Consider the following 19,326-nt stretch of genomic DNA (forward strand, 5'->3'; position numbering starts at 1 on the left):
GAGCCCGATCCTTCGAAGGAGCGTATGGGCGGCGCTTGGCGCCGTCCTGCTCGTCGGCCTCGGGTTCCTGATCGGACGTTGGACCGACAGCGGGGGCGGATCGACCGCGGCGCCGACGGGCGTGGTCGTCACGTCGAACGCCCGCGTGACGGCGTGCGAACGCGCTCTCGGCCTCAGCAATCCGGGCCGATTCCGATTCGTGTGGCACAAGCGTGACGCCCAGTTCGCTGGCGTCATCTTCCGAATCGCGGCGCTCTGCGACTCGGTCCCGTCGCGGCCCGCCCAGGACTGCGAGGTCAAGGGTCTCGCGAAGCTCGGGTACTCCTCGTCCGCGCCGGCGTTCCAGCAGGTCGGCTCCTTCTGCTCGGCCCGCTATCCCAACGGGAGTCAGCTCTCGAGGCTCCCCAAGCGAACGCCGACCACGCCGTCCTCGTGAGGCCGGATCGCGCGCCGGCCGTGACGCGCGCGGCGCCGCGGTCGGAGGCGGTCGGCAGCGTCAGCGCGCCAGGACCAGGCTCGCCTCACTCGGACCCGGCGCCGACCGTCGGGACTGACGGCGTGGTGCCCGTGTGCGTCGCCGTCGGCCCGATGTAGTCCTGCAGGGGCGCCGGGTGCAGGCCGGCGGCGTCCAGGAGCGGGAACAGCGTCCGGAGGTCCTGGAGCAGCCCCGGGCCCCAGTGCATCAGCACGATGTCGCCCGGTCGCGGGCCGCCCGGGCGGGCGAAGCTGAGCTGATGGTCGCTGAACTTGGCGTCCCACCGCACGGTCGCGTACATCCCGCAGTAGCCGACGGCCCGATCGGTGAACTGGTTCTCGGCCCCGCCCGGAGGGCGGGCGAGCAGCGGACGGCGACCGAACGTCGCACCGATCAGGTCCGCGGCCGGACAGAGCTCGACGCCGGCCTGCTGACTCAGGGAGAGCCGAGCCAGGTCGGCGTGGTGCATCGTGTGGTTCTCGACCGTGCCACCGAGCTGGATGACCTGACGGTAGAAGTCGGCGTCGCGCTGGGCGATCGGCGCGATGAGGAACGCGGTCACCGGCGCGTGGCGGGCCTGCAGGAAGGCGAGGACGTCGGGAAGCGGGTGCCAGCCGTCGTCGATGGTGACGAACACGACGGGGTCGGTCGTGACCACGTGGTCCACGCGAGGAGCCACCGCCGGGGGCGGCGGAATCGTCGTCGTGGTGCTCGGAGGTGCCGTTGCCGCGGTCGTCGGGATCGGCGCCGACCGGTGGGCGCGCGGTCGCGCCGTCGCGCTGACGCCGGAGTCCAGCGTCCCCGACCGCGCCACGACGAAGCTCGCCAGGCCGGCGACGAGGAGCACGACACCCGCGCCGACGAGCAGCAGGCGTCGGCGGTGGCGACGTCGGCGCCGCTGCCGCCGCCCCGAGCTGCCCGCAGTCGTCCTCTCCACCTGCACCACATCCACGCGACCCGCATCCGCACGACCCGCATCCGTACGACCCGCGCCCCGGGACACGGCCGCCGACGGACGATCTGCACAACGATACGGGGGACGGCGTCTGGCGTCACCGTCGGCGGGGCCGACCGGCGCGCCCGCCGTCGGGGTCGACCCGATTCCGACCACGGTGCGCGACGCGCCGTCCGGGCGGAGGTGGGTGGAGGTGACGGGACTTGAACCCGTGACTTCTTCGTTGCGAACGAAGCGCTCTACCGGGCTGAGCTACACCCCCGGGCGGTCGGTCAGCGTACCAGCGAGGCCCGCGGGCTCAGCTCGTCTGGCGTTGCGAGGCCGCCACCGCGGGGTGACCCGGGTTCAGCGCCCGGTCGGCGCACGGCTCGTCCGCGCGTCGAGGTGGGCGTCGAAGCGTCCGAGCACGACGGCGTTGGTGATGTCTCCGCGCGTGCGCTCCAGCACCGCGCGCAGCGCGTCGGTCGACCGTCGGAGCCCGCCGGTCAGCGCGTCGGGGTAGTCGATGCTGACGAGGAGCTCGTACGCCGCCTCCATGCTGGCGAAGAGCGACTCGGCCTCCTCGGTGTCGTCGTCGCGGAGGCGGTCGAGGACGGCCCGCCGCAGCTCGCTGGCCGCCTCGGCCAGCCCGTTCAGGTAGGCCGGCGGCTCGACGCGCAAGGCGTCGGCGTCGGGGATGGGCTGATGGGCGACGAAGGCCAGCGTCAGGTTGGCCTCGGCGAACTCCTTCTGGGCGTCGTGGAGGTAGCCGGCCTCCCGGACTGCGGGGTGCGCGGCCGTGGCCGCGGCCGCCTCCGCGAGGGCTGTGCTGGCGGCGGCGATGTGGCCCCGCGCCTCGTCGAGCCCGCGCCGGTGGACGGCCCGGATGGCCAGCGCGCAGTCGCGGGTCGCCCGCCGGCAGAGCGGAAGGGTCAGCTCACGCGCCTCGTGGCGGGCCTCGAGGACTGCGCTGGCGGCGGCGCCGGCCTCGCGGAGCTCCCGCGGGCGGTCCGGCTCCACCGGTTCGGTCAGGACGTCGCGGTGCGGCGGAGCGCGAGCGCGGGCTCGCTGCCGGGGCTCGTGTCGGTGAGGGCCGGAAGCGTCCGCAGCCGGCGAGTGGCGGTGTGCAGGGGGCGCACCTTGCTCCGGCGCTCGTGGTCGCGGGCCTTGAGCTGCAGCAGCAGGTACACGTACCCGCCGAGCAGCACGTCGGTGATGAGGTGGAGGGCGACGAACACGATCGTGCCCCCACTGAACAGGGCCATGACGAGCGTGATCCCCGCCGCGCACAGCAGGCCGACGAGCACGTCGCGGCGTCGACGCTGGGCCGGGGTCATGCCGCCAGGGGGACGCATCGACCCGAGGCCGCCCATCGGGCCCACCGGGCCCATGAGCGGCTGGACCGGCGCCAGGTCAGGTTCGCTGCCGCGGACGCGGTCGACCGCGGATGTGAACATCGACATGACCTCGGCGACGCCGCCGCTGACGCCGGAGCCGCCGCCTTCGGCGCGAGCCCGCAAGATCGGTGGGAGGAGAACCGCCGCCCAGAGGATGGCCAGAACCAGGATGACGACGACCGCCACGGCTTCCCTGCTACCCCTCGCTCCGCCTCAACGCAACACGGCGGACCCGAAGGGACTCCGCCGTGGTTGGAAGGGAGGTTAGTCAGGGCGGCGAGGCCGGGGGCAACTCTTGGGGACGAAAACGCGAGAAAGTTCAGATCTCCCCTGAGTGGTCATCTGCGCGCCGCCAGTGACCAGATCGGCCGCCGGTCTTCTCCCACAAGGCGAGCCGCTCGATCGTCATCCCCCGGTCAACCGATTTGCACATGTCGTAGATGGTCAGGGCAGCCACGGCGGCGGCGGTGAGGGCCTCCATCTCGACCCCGGTGCGGTCGACGGTGTCGACCTGGGCCTCCACCTCGACGTGGGCCTCCTCGATGCGGAAGTTGACGTAGATCGCCCCGACCAGCAGCGGATGGCAGAGCGGGAGCAGGGCCGGGGTCTGCTTGGCGGCCTGGATCCCCGCCACCCGGGCCACGGCCAGCACGTCGCCCTTCGTGATGGCGCCGGACGCGATCTTCGAGGCCGTGTCGGGGTGCATGTGGACCTGGCAGCGGGCGACGGCCCGGCGGTGACTCGGCTCCTTGGCCGTGACGTCGACCATCCGGGCCCGCCCGAGCGGGTCCAGGTGGGTGAACTCGGAGGCGGTCACGCCGCTCCAGTGTACGGGCGGCGGCGCGGGCCGGCGGCGTTGGCGCCGTCCTGGAAGCCGGTGGTGACGCCGTCGACGAGGGCGGCCGCCACGACGACAACGAGCGCGGTCACGCTCCTGGTGGAATCGGACTACCCGCCGATCTGGCTCATCGTGCGGGCAGGGCGCACGAAGTCGACGCGGCCGATCCGGTGACCGGCCCACTTGGCGCCGACCGCGCTCGCGACCGCAGCGGCGACGGCGTCGTCGACGGCCGCCGCGTCTTCCGGGCCGCGCAGGATGGCGCGCAGGTCCATCTCGTCGAGGGCGAAGAGGCAGGTGCGGAACCGACCCTCGGCGGTGATCCGCACCCGGTCGCAGTCCCCGCAGAACGGCTCGGAGACGCTGGCGATGACGCCGACGTCACCGCACCCGTCGGCGTAGCGGTGCCGGGCCGCGGGCTCGACGTGGCCCCCAGTATCCGCGTCGACCTCGAGGGGGAACACGCGGTCGATGCGGTCGAGGATCTCCTGGGCGGGCACCACTTGGTCCATCGACCACTCGCCCTGAGCGTCGAGCGGCATGAACTCGATGAACCGGACCCCGACGCCGCGCGCGCGTCCGAAGGCGGCGAGGTCGACGACCTCGGCGTCGTTGACGCCGCGGATGACGACGCAGTTCAGCTTCACCGGGTCGAGTCCGGCGTCGAGGGCGGCGTCGATTCCGGCGAGCACCCGGTCGAGCTCGTCGCGGCGGGTCAGGGCCCGGAAGGTCTCGGGGCACAGCGAGTCGAGCGAGACGTTCACGCGGCGCAGCCCGGCGGCGGCGAGGTCGGCCGCGAGCTCGGGGAGGCGAACCCCGTTCGTGGTCATGGCGAGGTCCACGCCGAGCGGCGCCAGCAGCTCGAAGAGCCGGGGCAGGTGGGCTCGGACGGTGGGCTCCCCGCCGGTCACCCGCACGGCCTCGAACCCGAACCGCTCGACGCAGATCCGCGCCACGCGGGCTTGCTCCTCGTAGGTCAGGAGCTCGTCCCGGTCGAGCCACTCCATCCCGTCGGCCGGCATGCAGTAGGTGCAGCGGAAGTTGCAGCGGTCCGTGATCGAGATCCGCAGGTCCTGGGCCCGGCGTCCGAACGAGTCCCGCAGTGAAACCGCCATCGGCACAGGGTACGTCGGGTGGGTCAGGACTGGCCCTTGACACGGCGACCACTCTCTGCTGTCATAGTGCCCGTCCAGTCACACAGAGTGACGGGACGGAGGACAACCGAGCCACCTCTCGGGGAGGCGACGATCCGCCGGCCGTAACTGGTCGCTGAGGGCCGGCGGGGAGCCAGGCGAAACCGGCCCCAGCATCTGGGGGCCGGTCGTCGTCGTTGCTGGATCGAGAGAGGGACCAGGCTGGTGGCTCGGGCTTCGCGGCACCGTGGGACAGGGGTGGGGCTCCCCGCGGTCGCTGACACCCGGACCGCCGGCTTGGCCGCTCGCGCGGGTACCGCTCTCGAGCACGTCGGGCAACCCGGCGCGCCGCGGCAGCTGCTCGTTGGGGTTGGCGGGCTGCTGCCGGTCTGCGAGTCGGGCGGGGTCAGCAACGGCGGGGTCGAGACGCCATCGGCGGTGGCGGTCCGGGTTCATCGTGGAGCCCGGACCCCCCGCGGGTGCCGATCGGGCTGAACGGCGCCTGATGGCGCGGGCTCCGGCCTTCTTGGGGCGGGCCGGAGCCGACCCCCTCCTTTCGTCGGGCCGTCAGTGGTCGGCGACACCGTCCAGGCGGAGGACCTGCAGCGAGCCGCCGGCGGGCACGCCGTCACCGTCGGGCACCAGCGCCAGGCCGTTCGCCGCCGCCGTGGCCGACAGGACGTTGCTGGCCTGATCACCGGTCCGCGCCGCGGCGTAGCCGTCGTCGGTGGCCCGGAGCCGCACCCGGTCGAGGTGCAGCTTGCCGTCGGGTCGGCGCGCGAATCGGTGCTCGGCCCGCGCGCTGACCTCGGGCCGGAAGCGGTGGGGGTGGCCCATCCGCTGCAGGAGCGCGGGGCGGGCGAAGCACTCGAAGCTCACGAGCGAGGAGACGGGGTTGCCCGGGAGCCCGAACACCGGCACCCCGGACACCAGGCCGAAGGCGAGCGGCTTGGCGGGCTTGATCGCGACCTGGCGCGCCACGAGCGTGCCGAGTCGCGCCAGCGCAGCCTTCACGTAGTCGTAGTCGCCGACGGACACGCCGCCGCTCGTCAGCACCGCGTCGCAGCTGTCGGTCGCCTCCTGCAGCGTGGCGACGATGCGGGCCTCGTCGTCGGCGACGACCCCGAGGTCCACGGCCTCGCAGCCCGCCTCGCGGGTCAGGGCCACCAGCATGGGCCGGTTCGAGTCGCGGATCTGGCCCGGCGCCAAGCTCCCCGCCGCCCCGGCGTCGACGAGCTCGTCACCGGTCGAGAGGACCGCCACCCGGGGTCGCCGGACGACGGGGACGCGGGCGACCCCCACGCTCGCCAGCACGCCGAGGTGCGCGGCGCCGAGCACGGTGCCCGGCCCGAAGACGACGGCGCCGGCGGCGAGGTCACCGCCCGCGGGTCGGACGTGATCGCCGGAGGCCGCGGCCGCGCCGATCAGCACGCCGTCGGAACCGTCGGGCGCGGTCCGCTCCACCATCACCACCGCGTCGGCGCCCGGTGGCATGGGCGCGCCGGTCATGATCCGGATGGCCTCGCCGTCCGCGACGGCCCGCTCGGGAGCCCGGCCGGCCGGCAGCTCGCCGACCACCTGGAGCCGGACCGGTGCGTCGGGGCCCGCGGCCGCGGTGTCCGCCGCCCGCACGGCGTAGCCGTCCATCGCCGTGTTCGCGAACGGCGGCACCGCGGCGTCGCTGCGGACCTCCTCGGCGAGGGCGAGCCCGAGGGCGCCGTCGAGGTCGACGGTCATGGGCGCGAGGGGGGTCACCGCCGCCAGCACCTCGCGCTGGACCACGTCGAGCGGGACGAGGCTCATCCCAGGTTCCGACGGCGGACGAGGTCGGCGAGGAGGGCACCGAGGTCCGGCCCCAGGTCGGGGCGAGCCAGCGCCAGCTCGATGTTGGCGCGCAGGTAGTCGAGCCGCTGGCCGATGTCGTACCGGCCCTCGGAGAAGACGACGCCGTGCACCGGCTCCCGGTCGAGCAGGTTCGCCACCGCGTCGGTCAGCTGGAGCTCGCCGCCGACCCCGGGCTTCGTCCTCGCCAGCGCGTCGAAGATGGCCGGCGGGAACACGTAGCGGCCGATCACGGCCAAGTTCGACGGCGCCTCGGCGGGCGCCGGCTTCTCGACGAGGCCGTGCACGCGGGCCAGCCCGGGCTCGATCGGTTCCACCGCGGCGGACCCGTAGGCCGAGATCTCGGCGGGGCTGACCTCCATGAGGGCGAGCACCGCGCCGCCGCGCGCGGCTTGCACCGCGAGCATGCGCCGCAGCAGCTGGGCGTCGTCCACCATGATGTCGTCGCCGAGCATCACCGCGAACGACTCGTTGCCGACGTGATCGCGCGCGACCGAGACCGCGTGCCCGAGCCCGAGGGCGTCGCGCTGGCGGATGTAGTGGAGCTCGGCCAGGTTGCTCGTGGCCTGGACCTCGCGGAGCATCTCGTCCTTGTGCCGCGCCTCGAGGTAGGTCTCGAGCTCGACGTTGCGGTCGAAGTGGTCCTCGATGGCGCCCTTCCCCCGTCCGGTGATCACCAGCACGTCCCGGAGGCCGGCCCGGACCGCCTCCTCGACCACGTACTGGATCGACGGCTTGTCGACGACGGGCAGCATCTCCTTCGGCTGGTTCTTGGTGACCGGCAGGAACCGAGTGCCGAGCCCCGCGGCCGGGATGACGACCTTCCGCACCGGCGTCGTCACGCCGCGACGCTCCCGTCGTCGTCGGCGCGCCCGAGCCCGTGCTCCTCACCCTTCACGAGGCGGCGGAGGTTGGCGAGGTGGCGGGCGACGACGAGCGCGGCGAGGCCACCGGTGACGGCCAGGTCGAGGGCGGAGCCGTCGCGCAGAGCGACGATCGCCGGGATCGCGAGCGCGCAGACCACGGAGGCGATCGAGGCCTTCTTCAACCCGCGGGCGATGACGACCCACGCCAGCGCGACCGCGACAGTCTCGAAGGGGAAGACGACCGCCATGACGCCGCCGGCGGTGGCGACGCCGCGGCCCCCACGCAGCCGGCGCGTGACGGGGAACACGTGGCCGACCACCGCGGCGACGCCCAGGATGAAGGCACCGCGATGGCCGTCCAGGGCCAGGCCGCCGCCGGCTGCCGCCGCGCCCTTGCCGACGTCGAGGACCAGGACGAGCAGGCCGGCCTTCCAGCCGAGGAGCCGGAAGGTGTTCGACGCTCCCGGGTTGCCGGAGCCCTCGCGCAGGATGTCGCGGCCCCCGCTTCGGGCGACGAGCGACGCGCTCGGGAACGTGCCGAGGAGGTACGCCACCGGGATGAGGGCCAGGACCACCAGCACGCAGTGAGTCTCGCTCGCCGACGGGGGCCCGGGGGAGTGTTGGGATGACGGAGGGCCCCACCGGCGTTACCCTTAGCAGTCAACGGTTCCGAGTGCCAGCGCCGTCGGCGTCGGTCCCGGAGCCGGAGCGAGCGGAGGGGCGATGCCCACGTATCGGTACCGCTGCGGCGAGTGCGGCGAGGAGTTCGAGCTCTGGCAGTCGATCCGGGACGACGCCCTGCAGGTCCACGACCACGGCTGCGGCGGGCAGCTCGTGAAGGTGATGACCCCGGCGGGGATCGTCCTGAAGGGCTCCGGGTTCTACAAGACCGACAGCCGGTCGGCCTCCTCGGGACGCGGGCGCCGCGACGGCACCACGGACGGGGGCAAGGACGGCGACAAGGACGGCGAGCGGGGTCGCGACAGCGGCGGCGAGAAGACCGGGGACCGCGGAGACCGCTCGACGGCGACCGAGCCGACGCCCTCGAAGGACGCCGAGCCGTCGGCCCCTGCCCCGGGTGGGCCGTCCTCGACGGGGGCCGCCGCGTCGTGAGCGGCCCGACCCCGGTCGCCCGAGGGGCGGCGGTCGAGGCCGTGATCTTCGACTACGGCGGCGTGATCTCGGTGCGGCTCCTCGACGATCTCGACCGCTTCGAGGATGCCATGGGCTACCCGTCGGGCGCCGTCCACGAGCTCATGTTCGGGCCGACGACGCGGGGCGACGGCGCGCCGGTCCCCGACTTCCACCGCCTCGAGACCGGCGAGCTGTCGCTGGCCGAGTACGTGCAGGGGCTGGCACGGCGGGCCCCGGAGGTGCTCGGGCGCCCCCTCGACGTCGACGCCTACCGGGCCTTCACCGCCTCGTCGGCGGTGGCGGTCTACTGGCCCGTCGTGCACCGGGTGCGGGCCCTGCGGGACGACGGGCTGCGGCTGGCGCTGCTCACGAACAACGTGCGCGAGTTCGGCGCCGCCTGGCGAGCCACGTTCCCCGTCGACGACCTCTTCCCGCTCGTCGTGGACTCGAGCGCGGTGGGGATGCGCAAGCCCGACCGGGCCATCTTCGAGCACACCTGCGCGCTGCTCGAGGTGGACCCCGGCGCGACGGTGTTCGTCGACGACAACGCCGAGAACGTCGCCGCCGCCGCCGCGCTCGGCCTCGAGCCCGTGCTCTTCGGCACGGACCCGCTGGCGTCCCTGGCGGCCCTCGACGCCGTGCTCGAACGGCGCGGGGTCAGGCCCCGCTGACCTGCATCTCGCCGACGAGGAGCGTGACGCCGGCCGTCGACCCGGGCAGCCACGTGAGGTCGCCGCCGACCTCGGTCACGTCGAGGAGGATGCGCTGCAACGTCGACGCCACCGTGACCTCTCGCACCGGCTCGGCGAGCGCGCCGTCGCGGATCATGAGCCCGACCGCCCCGACCGAGAAGTCGCCGCTCACGGGGCTCGTGCCCGAGTGCAGGCCGCTCACCGTCTGGACGTAGAGCCCGACCGGAAGCGAGCCGATGATCTCGTCCGGCGCGCGTGTCCCCGGGGCGAGCGCCAGGGCCCGCGCCCCGACGCCGGGCGGCGCGCCGACGCCGCGCACGGCGGAGCCCGTCGTGCCGTCACCGGAGCGCCGACCCGTGTACACGTTGTGGAGGAAGCCGCGCAGCTGGCCGTCGGCGACCAGCACCGTCGCCCGGGTCGGCACTCCCTCGGCGTCGTGGGTCGACGCGCCCCGGGCCGCGGGGTCGGTCGGGTCGTCCACGAGCGTGACCGTCGACGAGGCCACCGCCGAGCCCTCGCGACCGACCAGCATCGACCGGCCCTTCAGGACCGCCTCGCCGGAGAGCGCGGCGGCGACGACACCGAGGAGCGAGGCGGTCACGAGCGGGTCGAGGACCACCGGGAGGCGTTGCGAGCGAGGTTGGGTGGCGCCGAGGAGCCGGACCCCCCGGTCGACGGCGTCGCGTGCGGCGGCGTCGACGTCGAGGTCGGTCGTCGTGCGCCCGATCGAGAACCCGTAGCCGGTACGGGTCTCGTCGCCATCGGCCGCGAGCGCGGCGACGGAGCAGGAGCACGCCGTCCGTCGCGTCGCGGCCTCGACGCCGACGGAGCTGGCCACGGCCGCCTCGACGGCGGCGTCGTGGTAGGTGGCGGCCTCCACGCCGCGGATCCGGTGGTCGGCCGCGCCGGTCGCGCGCTCGAGCGCGAGCGCCAGGTCGACCTTCGCGGCCGTCGGCACCGCCGCCAGCTCCTCACGCCAGAGGTCGAGCGCGACCGGGGTCACGGCGGCGGCCTCGGCCGGGGTGGGGAGGCCCTGCCAGGGGTCGGGAGCGGCGAAGCGAGCGTTGTCGCGGGCCTCGGCGAGCGTCTCGTCGAGCACCACGGGGTCGAGCGTGCCGGCGGACGCGTAGCCCTGCCGGCCGTCGCGCAGGACCCGAACGCCGACACCGGCCTGCTCGGCGACGGTGAGCGACTCGACCTCGCCCCGCAGCACCGCCACGTCGGTCTCGCGGGACCGGACCACGTAGGCCTCGACCTCCTCGCCGGGCTCGACCCGCCCGGCCAGGCGCCGCGCCGCTGCGAGCGGCGCGGCGTCAGGCACGCGCGGTGCCGCCGACGGTGAGCTCGGCGACCCGCAGCGTGGGCTGACCCGACGAGACCGGGACGCCCTGTCCGTTCTTGCCGCACGTGCCGGCCCAGGTGTCGAAGTCGCGGCCGACGGCGTCGATCCGGCGCAGCACCTCGGGCCCGTTGCCGATGAGCTGCGCGGCTCGCACCGGCTCGGTGACGCGTCCGCCCTCGATGAGGTAGGCCTCCGTCACGCCGAAGACGAAGTCGCCCGTGGCCGGGTCGACCTGCCCGCCGCCGAGCGCGACGCAGTACAGCCCGAACGGGGTGTCGGCGATGATCGCGTCGGGGTCGTCGGCCCCGCTCAGCACGTAGGTGTTCGTCATGCGGACCATCGGCAGGTGCTGGTAGGTCTCGCGCCGCCCGTTGCCGGTGCTGCCCCGCCGCTGCTTGTCGGCCCGGAGGCGGTCCCAGAGGAAGTCCGTGAGCACGCCGTCCTCGATCAGCGTGGTGCGACGAGCCGGCGCGCCTTCGTCGTCGACCGCGTACGTGCCCCACTCGCGGGCGTAGGTCCCGTCGTCGACGAGCGTGACGAGCGGGGAGGCCACCGCCTCGCCGACCCGGCCGCGGAACACCGACGCGTCCCGGTCGACGAGGTCGGCTTCCAGGCCGTGCCCGCACGCCTCGTGGAACAGCACCCCGCCGGCGCCTCGGCGCAGGACGACCGGCAGCGGACCGGAGGGGGCGGGCCGGGCCCGCAGCATCGTGAGCGCCCGGTCGGCCGCGGTCGTCGCCACCTGCTCGGGCGCGAACTCGTCGAAGAACTCGAAGCCGACGGTGCGGCCGGGAGCCTCGGTGCCGGTTCGGAGGCCGGTGTCGCCGGTCGCCACGCAGCTGACCGAGAAGCGGGTGCGGACCTGCTCGTCCTCGACGAGCAGCCCGTCGGAGTTGGCCACCAGGATCCGCCGGCGCCCGTCGGCGTAGGCCGCGCTCACCTGCCCGATGGCGGACCCGCGTGCTCGCGCGGCGGCGTCGGCGCGCTCGAGCAGCTCGACCTTGCGGGCCTTGTCCACCGACTCGGGGGGGACCGTCACCTCGTGCGGGCGCGGCACCGACTGCCGCTCGAGCGCGACGACCCGGGCCTCGCCGGGTTCGCCGCGCGACGCGGCCGCCGCGGCCTCGGCGGCGTGGCGGAGCCCCGGCTCGGAGAGGTCGGCGGTGTGGGCGTACCCCGTCGATTCGCCGCGCACGACTCGCACGCCGGCCCCGCGCTGTCGGCCGGAGACGACGTCCTCGACCCGGCCGTCGTCGAACCGGGCCGACGAGACCGAGCGGTCCTCCGCGAACACCTCGGCGAAGTCACCGCCGGACCGCAGCGCGGCGCCGAGCGTCCGGGAGCACACGTCGGGATCGATCACGAGACGTCTAGGGTATTCGGATGCCGTTGCGTCCCGGCCTCAGCGCCTGCGCGACGCTGGCGGTGGGAGAGCAGGACACCGCGGTGACGTGGCGGAGCGGGGACGTCCCGGTGCTGGCCACGCCGCGCGTGATCGGCCTGGCCGAGGAGGCGGCGGTGCGCGCGATCGAGCACGAGCTCGCCGACGGCATGACGACCGTCGGCTACCGGGTGCAGCTCGACCACCTGGCACCGACCGCGGTCGGTGGCACGGTCCGGGCCGAGGCCACGCTCGAGACGATCGAGAGCCGCCGGCTCACGTTCCGCGTCGCGGTGTCGGACGCGCACGGGCTCGTGGCCGCGGGACGCCTCACCCGCGTCGTGGTCGACCGAGCCCACTTCCTCGAGAAGGTCGCCGGGGCCTGATGGTCGGCCCCGGCGAGGACGGGCCGGGACGGACCCTGCCCGACCAGCCGTCCGCTCCCGCCGACCCGTGGATCGTGCCCCCGCCGGCGGCCGCCGCCGGCGCGCCGCCGCCGGCGCGGCGGCGGGGGTGGCGCGTGGCGCTGCTCGCCGTCCTGAGCCTCACCGTGGCCATGGCCGTCGCCGGCACGGTCCTGTTCATCACCCGCACGCTGCCGCCCTACAACGCGGCTCGACACTTCCTCGACGACGTCACCCACGACCGGGCCACCGCCGCCGGCGTCCACCTGTGCTCCGCGGACGCCGCGTCGGCCGAGGGCGTCATCCAGGCCGTCCGGAGCCGGGTCGGCGGCGGCGTCCACTCCATCAGCGCCAACCCGCTCGGCGTCGACCGGTCCGGGAGCACGGCGACGGTGGACTTCACGGTCACGTACTCGGACGGGCGGTCCGGCCGGAGCTTCTCCCTCCCGGTGCGCGAGGAGCACGGCGGCTGGAAGGCCTGCCCGGCCTCGGGCTGAGGCGGGTCAGGCCAGGTTGCTGCGACGCGGGTAGGCGTCAGCCGGGTCGGTCAGCACGTTGACGAGCGCCGGTCCGGCGTGGGCGAACGCCCGGTCGAGGGCGGGACCGAGCTCCTCGGGGTCCCGCACCAGCTCGCCGGCCACGCCGAGCGCGGCCGCGACCAGGTCGTAGCGGGTCTCGGGGGCCAGGTCGGCCACGAGGTCCCGGCCGTAGAGCAGGTCCATCGGGTGCTTCTCCAGGCCCCAGATGCCGTTGTTGCCGACGACCGCCGTCACGTTGGCGTCGTGGCGGGCGAGGGTGTCGAGGTCGCCGAGCGTGAACCCGAGGGCGCCGTCGCCGAAGAGGGCGACGACCTGCCGAGCGGGGTGGGCGAGCGCCGCCGCGAGCGCGTAGCCCATGCCGGCGCCGAGGCACCCGTAGGGGCCAGGGCCCAGGAAGCACCCGGGGGTGAACGTGTCGACGTACCGGCCCGCGTAGGACACGAAGTCGCCGCCGTCGCCGATCACGATGGCGTCGCGGGCGAGGCGCGGCCGCAGCTCGCCGTAGACGCGCACCGGGTCGATCGGGGTCCCGGCTGCCGACAGGCGCGCCTCGTCGGCGGCCCGTCGGGCCTGCTCGTCGTCGCGGAGAACGGCGATCCAGTCGTCGCGCTCGGCGCGGGCCCCGCCGGCGCCGTTCGCCGCGGCCCGGTCGGCGAGGCCGGCCATCGTCCGTCGGAGGTCGCCGACGCAGGACGCCGCCAGCGGGACGTGCGACGCCACCGTCTGGGGCGCGTCGCCGAGGTGGACGACGGCGGCGGCGCCGAAGGCCCCGAAGCCGAGGCGGAAGTCGAGCGGGGTCCCGGCGACCACGACGACGTCGGCGCCCTCGAAGGCGAGCGCTCGCGCGCGCGAGAAGGCGAGCTCGTGGTCGGCGGGGACCAGGCCTCGGGCGAGGTCGTTGGCGAACACCGGGACGCGGAACTCGGCGGCGACGCGGGCCGTCTCGGCCTCGGCGCCGGCCCAGTACAGGTCGGCGCCGGCCATGAGGACCGGCCGGCGGGCCGAGCCGATCAAGCGGGCGATCGCAGCCAGCGCGTCGGGGTCGGGCTCGGGCCCGCGCAGGGCGTCGGGCTCCGGCCGGCCCGGGACCGGCGCGCCGCTCGGACCCCAGCAGTCGAGGGGCACGTCGAGGAAGGTCGGGCCGCGGTGCGGGGTGCGGGCGGCTCGGAGCGCGGCGTCGAGCGATCCGGGAACCTGGTCCGACGCCAGCGCGGTGGCGGCGTGCTTGGTGATCGGAGCCACGATCGGGACGTGGTCGAGCTCCTGGAGCGAGCCGGAGCCCCAGCGACGCAGGGGCGCCCGCCCGCCGATGACCGTCATCGGGGTGCCGTTCAGCGACGCGGTCGTGATGGCGCTGATCCCGTTCGTGACGCCCGGCCCGGCGGTGAGCGCGGCGGCGCCGACCCGCCGGGTCACCTTCGCCCAGCCCTCGGCAGCGAAGGCGGCCGTCTGCTCGTGGCGGGTGTCGACGAGGCGGATGCCGGCGTCGGCGCAGCCGTAGTAGAGGGGCCAGAGGTGGCCGCCGTTCAGGGTGAAGACGGTGTCGACGTCGTGGTGGCGGAGGGTCAGCGCGGCCAGGCGCCCGGCGTCGGGCTCCGTCACGCGGCCCGCGCGTGGTCGCGCACGAAGCCGTCGACGGCGTCGAACCACGCCGACGGGTTCTCGACCTGCGGCGAGTGCCCGGCGTCGGGGATCACGACGAGGCGCGCGCGGGGGATGGCGTCGGCCATAGCGCGCGACGCGGCCAGGAACGTGGCGTCCTGCTCGCCGACGAGCACGAGGGTGGGGCAGCCGAGCGTGCGCAGGGCGTCGAGCTGGTTCGGCTGGCGGACGATCTCGGCCGCCAGCGCCATCCACATGTCGCGGCTCAGCGCCGCCCACTTGCGGTCGCAGAACTCGCGGTAGCCGGGCCGCTCCGCGAGCAGCCGCCGGTACGCGGGTGTGCCGAGCGGGTCCATCTCGTCCTGGGCCGCCTTCAACGCCGCCATCCCCTGGGTGCGGGCGATCTCGACGCCGGCGTCGACGGTGGCGACGTCGACGCCGGGCGGGGGTCCCGGCGAGGTGTCCATGAGCACGAGGGCGTCGACGCGTCCGGGGTCGGCGAGGGCGAGGCGCCGGGCGACCATGCCCCCCATCGAGTGCCCGAGCAGGCGGAAGCGGCGCAGACCGAGCGCGTCGGCGACGGCGGCGGTGTCGGCGACCAGGCGGTCGAGCGAGTAGGCGGCCTCCCCGTGCGGATGGTCGCTCTCGCCGTGGCCGCGGTGGTCGAAGACGACCGCGGTGGCGTGCTCGGCGAGGCCCGGCACCTGGTCGGCGAAGTCCTCCTTGGCGCCACCGAAGCCGTGGACCAGCAGGAGCGGGGCCCCGTCGCCGGCGACCTCGACGGCCAGCCCGACGCCGTCGTCCATCTCGATGCGCATCCCCGCCTCCCGACGCTTCGGAGCCGACCAGCCGCCTCCTCGTAATGTACGGGGATGGCGCTCCCCGACGCCGCTCCGCCGCGCCCCCGTGCGGGCTGGATGCGGGCGCTGCGGCTGGTCGTGAGCGCTGCGCTCCTGGCCGTGCTGGTGAGCAAGATCGACTTCGAGGACCTCGTCCCGGGCCACCGGAGCCTGCCCGGCGCGGTGGCGTTCCTGGTGGCCGGGATCCTGCTGATGGCGGCCAGCATCGTCTTGGCGGCCTGGCGCTGGCAGAAGGTCCTCGAGGCGTTCGACGCCTTCGTGCCGCTGCGCCGACTCACCTCCCACTACTTCGCGGGCCAGTTCGTCGGCAACGTGCTGCCGTCCACGATCGGCGGTGACGTGCTGCGCGTGAGCCGCGTCGCCGGCGACGTCGGCGCCCGGGACACGGCCCTGGCGTCGGTGGTGATCGAGCGGCTGACCGGTTTCGTGTCGTTGCCCCTGCTGATCCTCCTCGGGTTCCTCGCCCGCCCCGACCTGGTCGGGGAGCCGAACGCCTGGATCGCGCTGACGTGCGGGGCCGGCACGATCGGCGTCCTCGGCCTGATCCTCGTGCTCGCCGGCCATCCGAACCTGGCCGGCCGGTTCACGAACCACGAGAACTGGATGCGGTACGTGGGCATGGTCCACGTGGGCGTCGACCGGCTCCGCCGCACCCCCCGCCGGGCGACGGAGGTGCTCGTCGCCGCCGTCGCCCACCAGGTGGCGGTCGTGGCCGCGGTCTACTGCGCGGTGCACACCGTCGGGCTGACGATCCCGAACGCGGCCGTCCTCGCGTACGTGCCCGCGGTCGCCATGGCCCAGGTGCTGCCGATCTCGGTGGGCGGCTTCGGGCTGCGGGAGGGCATGCTGGCGCTGCTGTTCCACCCGCTCGGCGCCGAGACGGGCGCGGCGGTCACGGTCGGGCTGCTCTGGTACGCCATGAACCTCATCGCCAGCCTCGGCGGCGCCCCCGCGTTCGCCATCGGCCAGCGACGGCACGTCCCGGTCGGAGGGAAGGCGTGACCGTCGCCCGGCCCGCCACCCGAGCGACGCGGTCGGCCGCGGCGGGCCGCCCGCGGCGGCTCCACCGGCGGCTCCCCGGCGCCCGGGTCCTCGCCAACGGCGCCGTCCTGTACTGGTGGGCGGAGGTGGCGTTCGTCGCCGTCTACTACGCCGTGTACTCGGCCATCCGGAACCTCAACGAGGGCACCACGGCCACGGCCCGCCACCACGCCCTGCAGATCATCGGCTTCCAGCGCGCGGTCGGGATCAACGCCGAGCACCAGCTCCAGCACTGGGCCCTCGGGTTCCGTCCCCTCATCATCATGTGCAACTACTTCTACGGGTCGCTGCACTTCGTGGTCACCGCCGGCGTGCTGATCTACCTGTTCCACCGGTGGCGGGACGACTACCCGCTCTGGCGGAACACCCTCGCGGTCGCGACCGGCCTGGCCCTGATCGGGTTCATCTTCTACCCGCTCATGCCGCCGCGGCTGCTCCCGGAGCACTACGGGTTCGTCGACACCCTGGAGAAGGACCCCGCGTTCTGGTCGTTCAGCTCCGGCGCCGTGAACAAGGTGTCGAACCAGTTCGCGGCGATGCCGAGCGTCCACTGCGCCTGGGCGCTGTGGTGCGCCTGCGCGCTGGTCCCCCGGCTGCGCCGCCGCTGGGCCCAGGTCCTGGCCGCCGTCTACCCGGTCGTCACCGTGACCGCCATCGTCCTCACCGCCAACCACTACTTCGTCGACGCCCTGGCCGGCTTCGCCGTCTTCGGCATCGGGTACGTGGTCGCCCGCGCGACGACGCGCGCCGGCCGCCGACCCCAGGCCGCCGCTGCCGCCGGGCCGCCCTGACCGGGCGTGGACCTCGACCACGTCGCGCTCGCCACCGTCGATGCGTCGGCTGCGATCGCCACCCTGGTCGGCGAGCTCGGCGCCACGGTGCTGTCCGGCGGCCAGTTCCCCGGGTTCCGCCCCGTGCAGCTCCGGGTGGGCGACGCCGACCGGGGGATGACGGTCGAGCTGCTCGAGCCGTGGGACGTCGCCGGCCGGGACTTCCTGGCCCGGTTCCTCGCCCGCCACGGCGACGGACCCCATCACCTGACGTTCAAGGTGGACGACCTCGACGAGGCGCTCGGGGCGCTCCGCGCGAGCGGCCGCAGCCCGGTCGGCGTCGACCGCTCCGATCCGACGTGGCTCGAGGCCTTCGTGGTGCCGGCGGAGGCGTTCGGCACGGTGGTGCAGCTGGCCCAGGCGGCCGAGCCGGGCGACTTCGCGGCCCGCTTCGCGCTCGTGGCCCGCGACGGGCCCCTCGCCGACCCGGCCTGGTGGCCGGCCCCGCCACCGCGCGCCGTCGTGCCGGCGCTGCTGCGGCGCGTGGTGCTGCGCACCCCGTCCCGGCGTGAGGCCCTGGCCTTCTTCGGCCGCCTGCTCGGCGGCCGTGAGGTCGGCGCGACGGACGGCGCGACCGAGCTCGCCTGGCCGGGCGGCGCCCGCCTCCTCCTCGAGGACGGCGGTGGGCGGCCCGGGATCGATCGGCTCGAGCTGGTCGGGGCGGCGCCGGCCCGCACGGTCGCCGGCACCCGGGTCGTCGGGTCGTGAAGGCGTCAGCTCCGACGCTGCCGGAGGCGACGGCGCTGCACGATGAGGCCGGCGATGAACCCGAGCAGCGCGGGGAAGGCGATGACGAAGAAGACCGGGGTGGTCACCTGGGCGAAGACGAAGTCGATGCTGGTCGTCTCGGTGTTCACGAGCGCGAACACGAGCACGAGGACGAGGATGACGATGGCGACGACCTCGCGGGCGCTGGGCCGCCACGGCGGTTCGCCGCGCCCGGCGGCGGCCCAGTACTCATCGTCCCGCTGCTCGGCCATCACCGCTCCCGTCGTCGCGGGGATGTTACCGAGCGGTCCCGACGAGCGGCGGGGCCCCGACCACCATGGAGCGGATGTGGACGGGGCTCGCCGCGACGAGCCCTCGGACGCAGTCGCGCACGGCCCGGTCGGCGAGCGAGAGCGCCGAGTCGCGCGCGCTGACGAGAGCCAGGCGACGCGGCGGCACGTCGGCGAGCGGCACCGTGCGCACGCCGATCAGCTCGGTCGGGACCGCCGTCTCGGGGAGCACCGAGGCGCCGGCGCCGGCCGCGACGAGGTCGGCGATGAGCCGGATGCCCTCGACCTCGACCGTGACCGGCAGCGTCAGGCCGCGCGCGGCCGCGGCGTGCTCGACCTCGTCCCGCAGCGGGTTGACGCGCGGCGGCAGGACGAGCCCGTAGGTGGCGAGGGCGTCGAGGAGGACGGGGCCCGAGGGGAGCGGCGCGTCGACCGGGACCACCCCGACCAGGGCCTCCTCGAGGAGCGTCTCGGCGACCAGGCGGCGCTCGTGGACCGGCTCGGTGACGACGGCCTGGGCCAGCTCGCCGGCGAGCACCTCGGTGACGAGGCGCTCGGACGCGCCCTCGTTCACGCGCAGGCGGACGCCGGGGGCCCGGGCCCGGAGCTCGGTGACGAGGCGGGGCACGATCCAGCGGCTCGCGGTGCCGACGGTGCCGAAGCTGGCGTGGCCGGCCTCGAGGCCCTGCAGCATCGAGAGGTCGGCCCGAAGCGCCTCGAGCTCGCGCCGGACCCGGCGGGCGCGGTCGATGACGCGCTCGCCGCACTCGGTCGGGGTGGCGCCGCGGCGGCCGCGGGTCAGCAGCTGGGCACCGAGCTCGGCCTCGAGCTGGCGGACCTGCTCCGAGACGTTCGACTGGACGGTGGCCAGGGCGTCGGCGGCGGCGGTGAAGGACCCCTGCTCGGCGATGGCGAGGACGGTGTCGAGGTGCCGGAGCTCCACGCCGCCACCGTAGCATCGCTGTACTCGATGGTAATGATCAGTAGAGACTGTTGGACAGATTGCCGGGCCTCGGGC

The 19,326-nt window shown here is 74.8% G+C and carries 22 protein-coding genes and 1 tRNA gene; 8 read left to right on the forward strand and 15 right to left on the reverse strand.

From position 1 onward, the window contains the following. The first annotated feature begins 199 nt into the window (after nt 1-199). Complete coding sequence (locus VG869_08025) at nt 200-436, forward strand: hypothetical protein (GenBank protein HEV3451138.1); 237 nt, start codon at nt 200-202, stop codon at nt 434-436. Nucleotides 437-521: 85 nt separating this feature from the next. Here the strand turns inward: VG869_08025 and VG869_08030 are convergent, their stop codons facing one another. From VG869_08030 to VG869_08070, 9 genes are all read right to left on the reverse strand, one after another. After that, nucleotides 522-1,418, reverse strand: coding sequence for a polysaccharide deacetylase family protein (locus tag VG869_08030; GenBank protein ID HEV3451139.1), 897 nt, complete (start codon nt 1,416-1,418; stop codon nt 522-524). 200 nt (nt 1,419-1,618) lie between these two features. After that, nucleotides 1,619-1,692, reverse strand: a tRNA-Ala gene (locus VG869_08035). Nucleotides 1,693-1,775: 83 nt separating this feature from the next. Beyond that, complete coding sequence (locus VG869_08040; protein HEV3451140.1) at nt 1,776-2,429, reverse strand: haloacid dehalogenase; 654 nt, start codon at nt 2,427-2,429, stop codon at nt 1,776-1,778. An 8-nt stretch (nt 2,430-2,437) separates the two neighbouring features. After that, a complete protein-coding gene (locus tag VG869_08045; GenBank protein HEV3451141.1) occupies nt 2,438-2,992 on the reverse strand; it encodes a hypothetical protein in 555 nt (184 codons plus the stop codon). A 133-nt stretch (nt 2,993-3,125) separates the two neighbouring features. Then, a complete protein-coding gene (gene moaC, locus VG869_08050; protein HEV3451142.1) occupies nt 3,126-3,623 on the reverse strand; it encodes a cyclic pyranopterin monophosphate synthase MoaC in 498 nt (165 codons plus the stop codon). Nucleotides 3,624-3,754: 131 nt separating this feature from the next. Next, on the reverse strand, nt 3,755-4,759 hold the full coding sequence (moaA, locus tag VG869_08055) for a GTP 3',8-cyclase MoaA (protein ID HEV3451143.1): 1,005 nt from the start codon (nt 4,757-4,759) through the stop codon (nt 3,755-3,757). 585 nt (nt 4,760-5,344) lie between these two features. Continuing rightward, nucleotides 5,345-6,580 carry a gephyrin-like molybdotransferase Glp gene (gene glp / locus VG869_08060; GenBank protein HEV3451144.1) on the reverse strand — a complete coding sequence of 412 codons (1,236 nt, stop codon included), beginning with the start codon at nt 6,578-6,580 and terminating at the stop codon, nt 5,345-5,347. Then, nucleotides 6,577-7,461, reverse strand: coding sequence for a UTP--glucose-1-phosphate uridylyltransferase GalU (galU, locus tag VG869_08065; protein ID HEV3451145.1), 885 nt, complete (start codon nt 7,459-7,461; stop codon nt 6,577-6,579). Before galU ends, glp begins: the two co-directional genes overlap by 4 nt. Continuing rightward, nucleotides 7,458-8,066 (reverse strand): glycerol-3-phosphate acyltransferase, encoded by a 609-nt coding sequence (locus VG869_08070; GenBank protein ID HEV3451146.1) that lies wholly within the window; start codon nt 8,064-8,066, stop codon nt 7,458-7,460. The genes galU and VG869_08070 overlap by 4 nt, the downstream gene beginning before the upstream one ends. A 142-nt stretch (nt 8,067-8,208) precedes the next feature. Between VG869_08070 and VG869_08075 the strand changes: the two genes are divergently transcribed. Further along, nucleotides 8,209-8,598, forward strand: coding sequence for an FmdB family zinc ribbon protein (locus VG869_08075; protein HEV3451147.1), 390 nt, complete (start codon nt 8,209-8,211; stop codon nt 8,596-8,598). Further along, nucleotides 8,595-9,290 (forward strand): HAD family phosphatase, encoded by a 696-nt coding sequence (locus tag VG869_08080; protein HEV3451148.1) that lies wholly within the window; start codon nt 8,595-8,597, stop codon nt 9,288-9,290. The genes VG869_08075 and VG869_08080 overlap by 4 nt, the downstream gene beginning before the upstream one ends. Here VG869_08080 and VG869_08085 read toward each other — a convergent pair. Together VG869_08085 and VG869_08090 are read right to left on the reverse strand one after the other, a co-directional pair. Next, entirely contained in the window at nt 9,277-10,632 is a 1,356-nt protein-coding gene (locus VG869_08085) for a TldD/PmbA family protein (protein ID HEV3451149.1), read from the reverse strand. The two genes, VG869_08080 and VG869_08085, sit on opposite strands and share 14 nt — an antisense overlap. Beyond that, entirely contained in the window at nt 10,625-12,016 is a 1,392-nt protein-coding gene (locus VG869_08090; GenBank protein HEV3451150.1) for a TldD/PmbA family protein, read from the reverse strand. Before VG869_08090 ends, VG869_08085 begins: the two co-directional genes overlap by 8 nt. Nucleotides 12,017-12,036: 20 nt before the next feature. Here VG869_08090 and VG869_08095 point away from each other — a divergent pair, with 20 nt between their 5' ends. Continuing rightward, nucleotides 12,037-12,420, forward strand: a complete 384-nt coding sequence (locus tag VG869_08095; GenBank protein HEV3451151.1) for a hotdog domain-containing protein — start codon at nt 12,037-12,039, stop codon at nt 12,418-12,420. Next, nucleotides 12,420-12,935, forward strand: coding sequence for a hypothetical protein (locus VG869_08100; GenBank protein ID HEV3451152.1), 516 nt, complete (start codon nt 12,420-12,422; stop codon nt 12,933-12,935). Before VG869_08095 ends, VG869_08100 begins: the two co-directional genes overlap by 1 nt. A 6-nt stretch (nt 12,936-12,941) precedes the next feature. On the opposite strand, the gene VG869_08105 is transcribed toward VG869_08100, so the two are convergent. Together VG869_08105 and VG869_08110 are read right to left on the reverse strand one after the other, a co-directional pair. Further along, entirely contained in the window at nt 12,942-14,579 is a 1,638-nt protein-coding gene (locus VG869_08105) for an acetolactate synthase (protein HEV3451153.1), read from the reverse strand. Further along, nucleotides 14,576-15,397 (reverse strand): alpha/beta hydrolase, encoded by an 822-nt coding sequence (locus tag VG869_08110; protein HEV3451154.1) that lies wholly within the window; start codon nt 15,395-15,397, stop codon nt 14,576-14,578. Before VG869_08110 ends, VG869_08105 begins: the two co-directional genes overlap by 4 nt. A gap of 54 nt (nt 15,398-15,451) precedes the next feature. On the opposite strand from VG869_08110, the gene VG869_08115 reads away from it, so the two are divergent. The 3 genes from VG869_08115 to VG869_08125 are packed head-to-tail and all read left to right on the forward strand — an operon-like array spanning nt 15,452 to nt 18,018. After that, the gene (locus tag VG869_08115) at nt 15,452-16,441 is read left to right on the forward strand and encodes a lysylphosphatidylglycerol synthase transmembrane domain-containing protein (protein ID HEV3451155.1); all 990 of its coding nucleotides are present in this window, start codon (nt 15,452-15,454) and stop codon (nt 16,439-16,441) included. Next, nucleotides 16,438-17,271: a phosphatase PAP2 family protein gene (locus VG869_08120; GenBank protein HEV3451156.1), complete on the forward strand. Its 834-nt coding sequence runs from the start codon at nt 16,438-16,440 to the stop codon at nt 17,269-17,271. Before VG869_08115 ends, VG869_08120 begins: the two co-directional genes overlap by 4 nt. 6 nt (nt 17,272-17,277) lie before the next feature. Beyond that, nucleotides 17,278-18,018 (forward strand): VOC family protein, encoded by a 741-nt coding sequence (locus VG869_08125; protein HEV3451157.1) that lies wholly within the window; start codon nt 17,278-17,280, stop codon nt 18,016-18,018. A 5-nt stretch (nt 18,019-18,023) separates the two neighbouring features. On the opposite strand, the gene VG869_08130 is transcribed toward VG869_08125, so the two are convergent. Both VG869_08130 and VG869_08135 read right to left on the reverse strand, forming a co-directional pair. After that, nucleotides 18,024-18,290: a LapA family protein gene (locus VG869_08130; GenBank protein ID HEV3451158.1), complete on the reverse strand. Its 267-nt coding sequence runs from the start codon at nt 18,288-18,290 to the stop codon at nt 18,024-18,026. Nucleotides 18,291-18,315: 25 nt separating this feature from the next. Further along, nucleotides 18,316-19,251, reverse strand: coding sequence for a LysR substrate-binding domain-containing protein (locus VG869_08135; GenBank protein ID HEV3451159.1), 936 nt, complete (start codon nt 19,249-19,251; stop codon nt 18,316-18,318). Nucleotides 19,252-19,326 lie beyond the last annotated feature (75 nt).

The sequence above is a fragment of the Acidimicrobiia bacterium genome (genome assembly GCA_035948415.1).
Taxonomy (GTDB): Bacteria; Actinomycetota; Acidimicrobiia; order IMCC26256; family PALSA-555; genus PALSA-555.

Excerpts from the sequence above, each read along its gene's own strand:
- VG869_08110 (HEV3451154.1), bottom strand. The coding sequence starts at position 15,397 with ATGCGCATCGAGATGGACGACGGCGTCGGGCTGGCCGTCGAGGTCGCC.
- VG869_08095 (HEV3451151.1), top strand. The coding sequence starts at position 12,037 with ATGCCGTTGCGTCCCGGCCTCAGCGCCTGCGCGACGCTGGCGGTGGGA.
- VG869_08075 (HEV3451147.1), top strand. The coding sequence starts at position 8,209 with ATGCCCACGTATCGGTACCGCTGCGGCGAGTGCGGCGAGGAGTTCGAG.
- VG869_08100 (HEV3451152.1), top strand. The coding sequence starts at position 12,420 with ATGGTCGGCCCCGGCGAGGACGGGCCGGGACGGACCCTGCCCGACCAG.
- glp (HEV3451144.1), bottom strand. The coding sequence starts at position 6,580 with ATGAGCCTCGTCCCGCTCGACGTGGTCCAGCGCGAGGTGCTGGCGGCG.
- VG869_08115 (HEV3451155.1), top strand. The coding sequence starts at position 15,452 with ATGGCGCTCCCCGACGCCGCTCCGCCGCGCCCCCGTGCGGGCTGGATG.
- VG869_08130 (HEV3451158.1), bottom strand. The coding sequence starts at position 18,290 with ATGGCCGAGCAGCGGGACGATGAGTACTGGGCCGCCGCCGGGCGCGGC.
- moaA (HEV3451143.1), bottom strand. The coding sequence starts at position 4,759 with ATGGCGGTTTCACTGCGGGACTCGTTCGGACGCCGGGCCCAGGACCTG.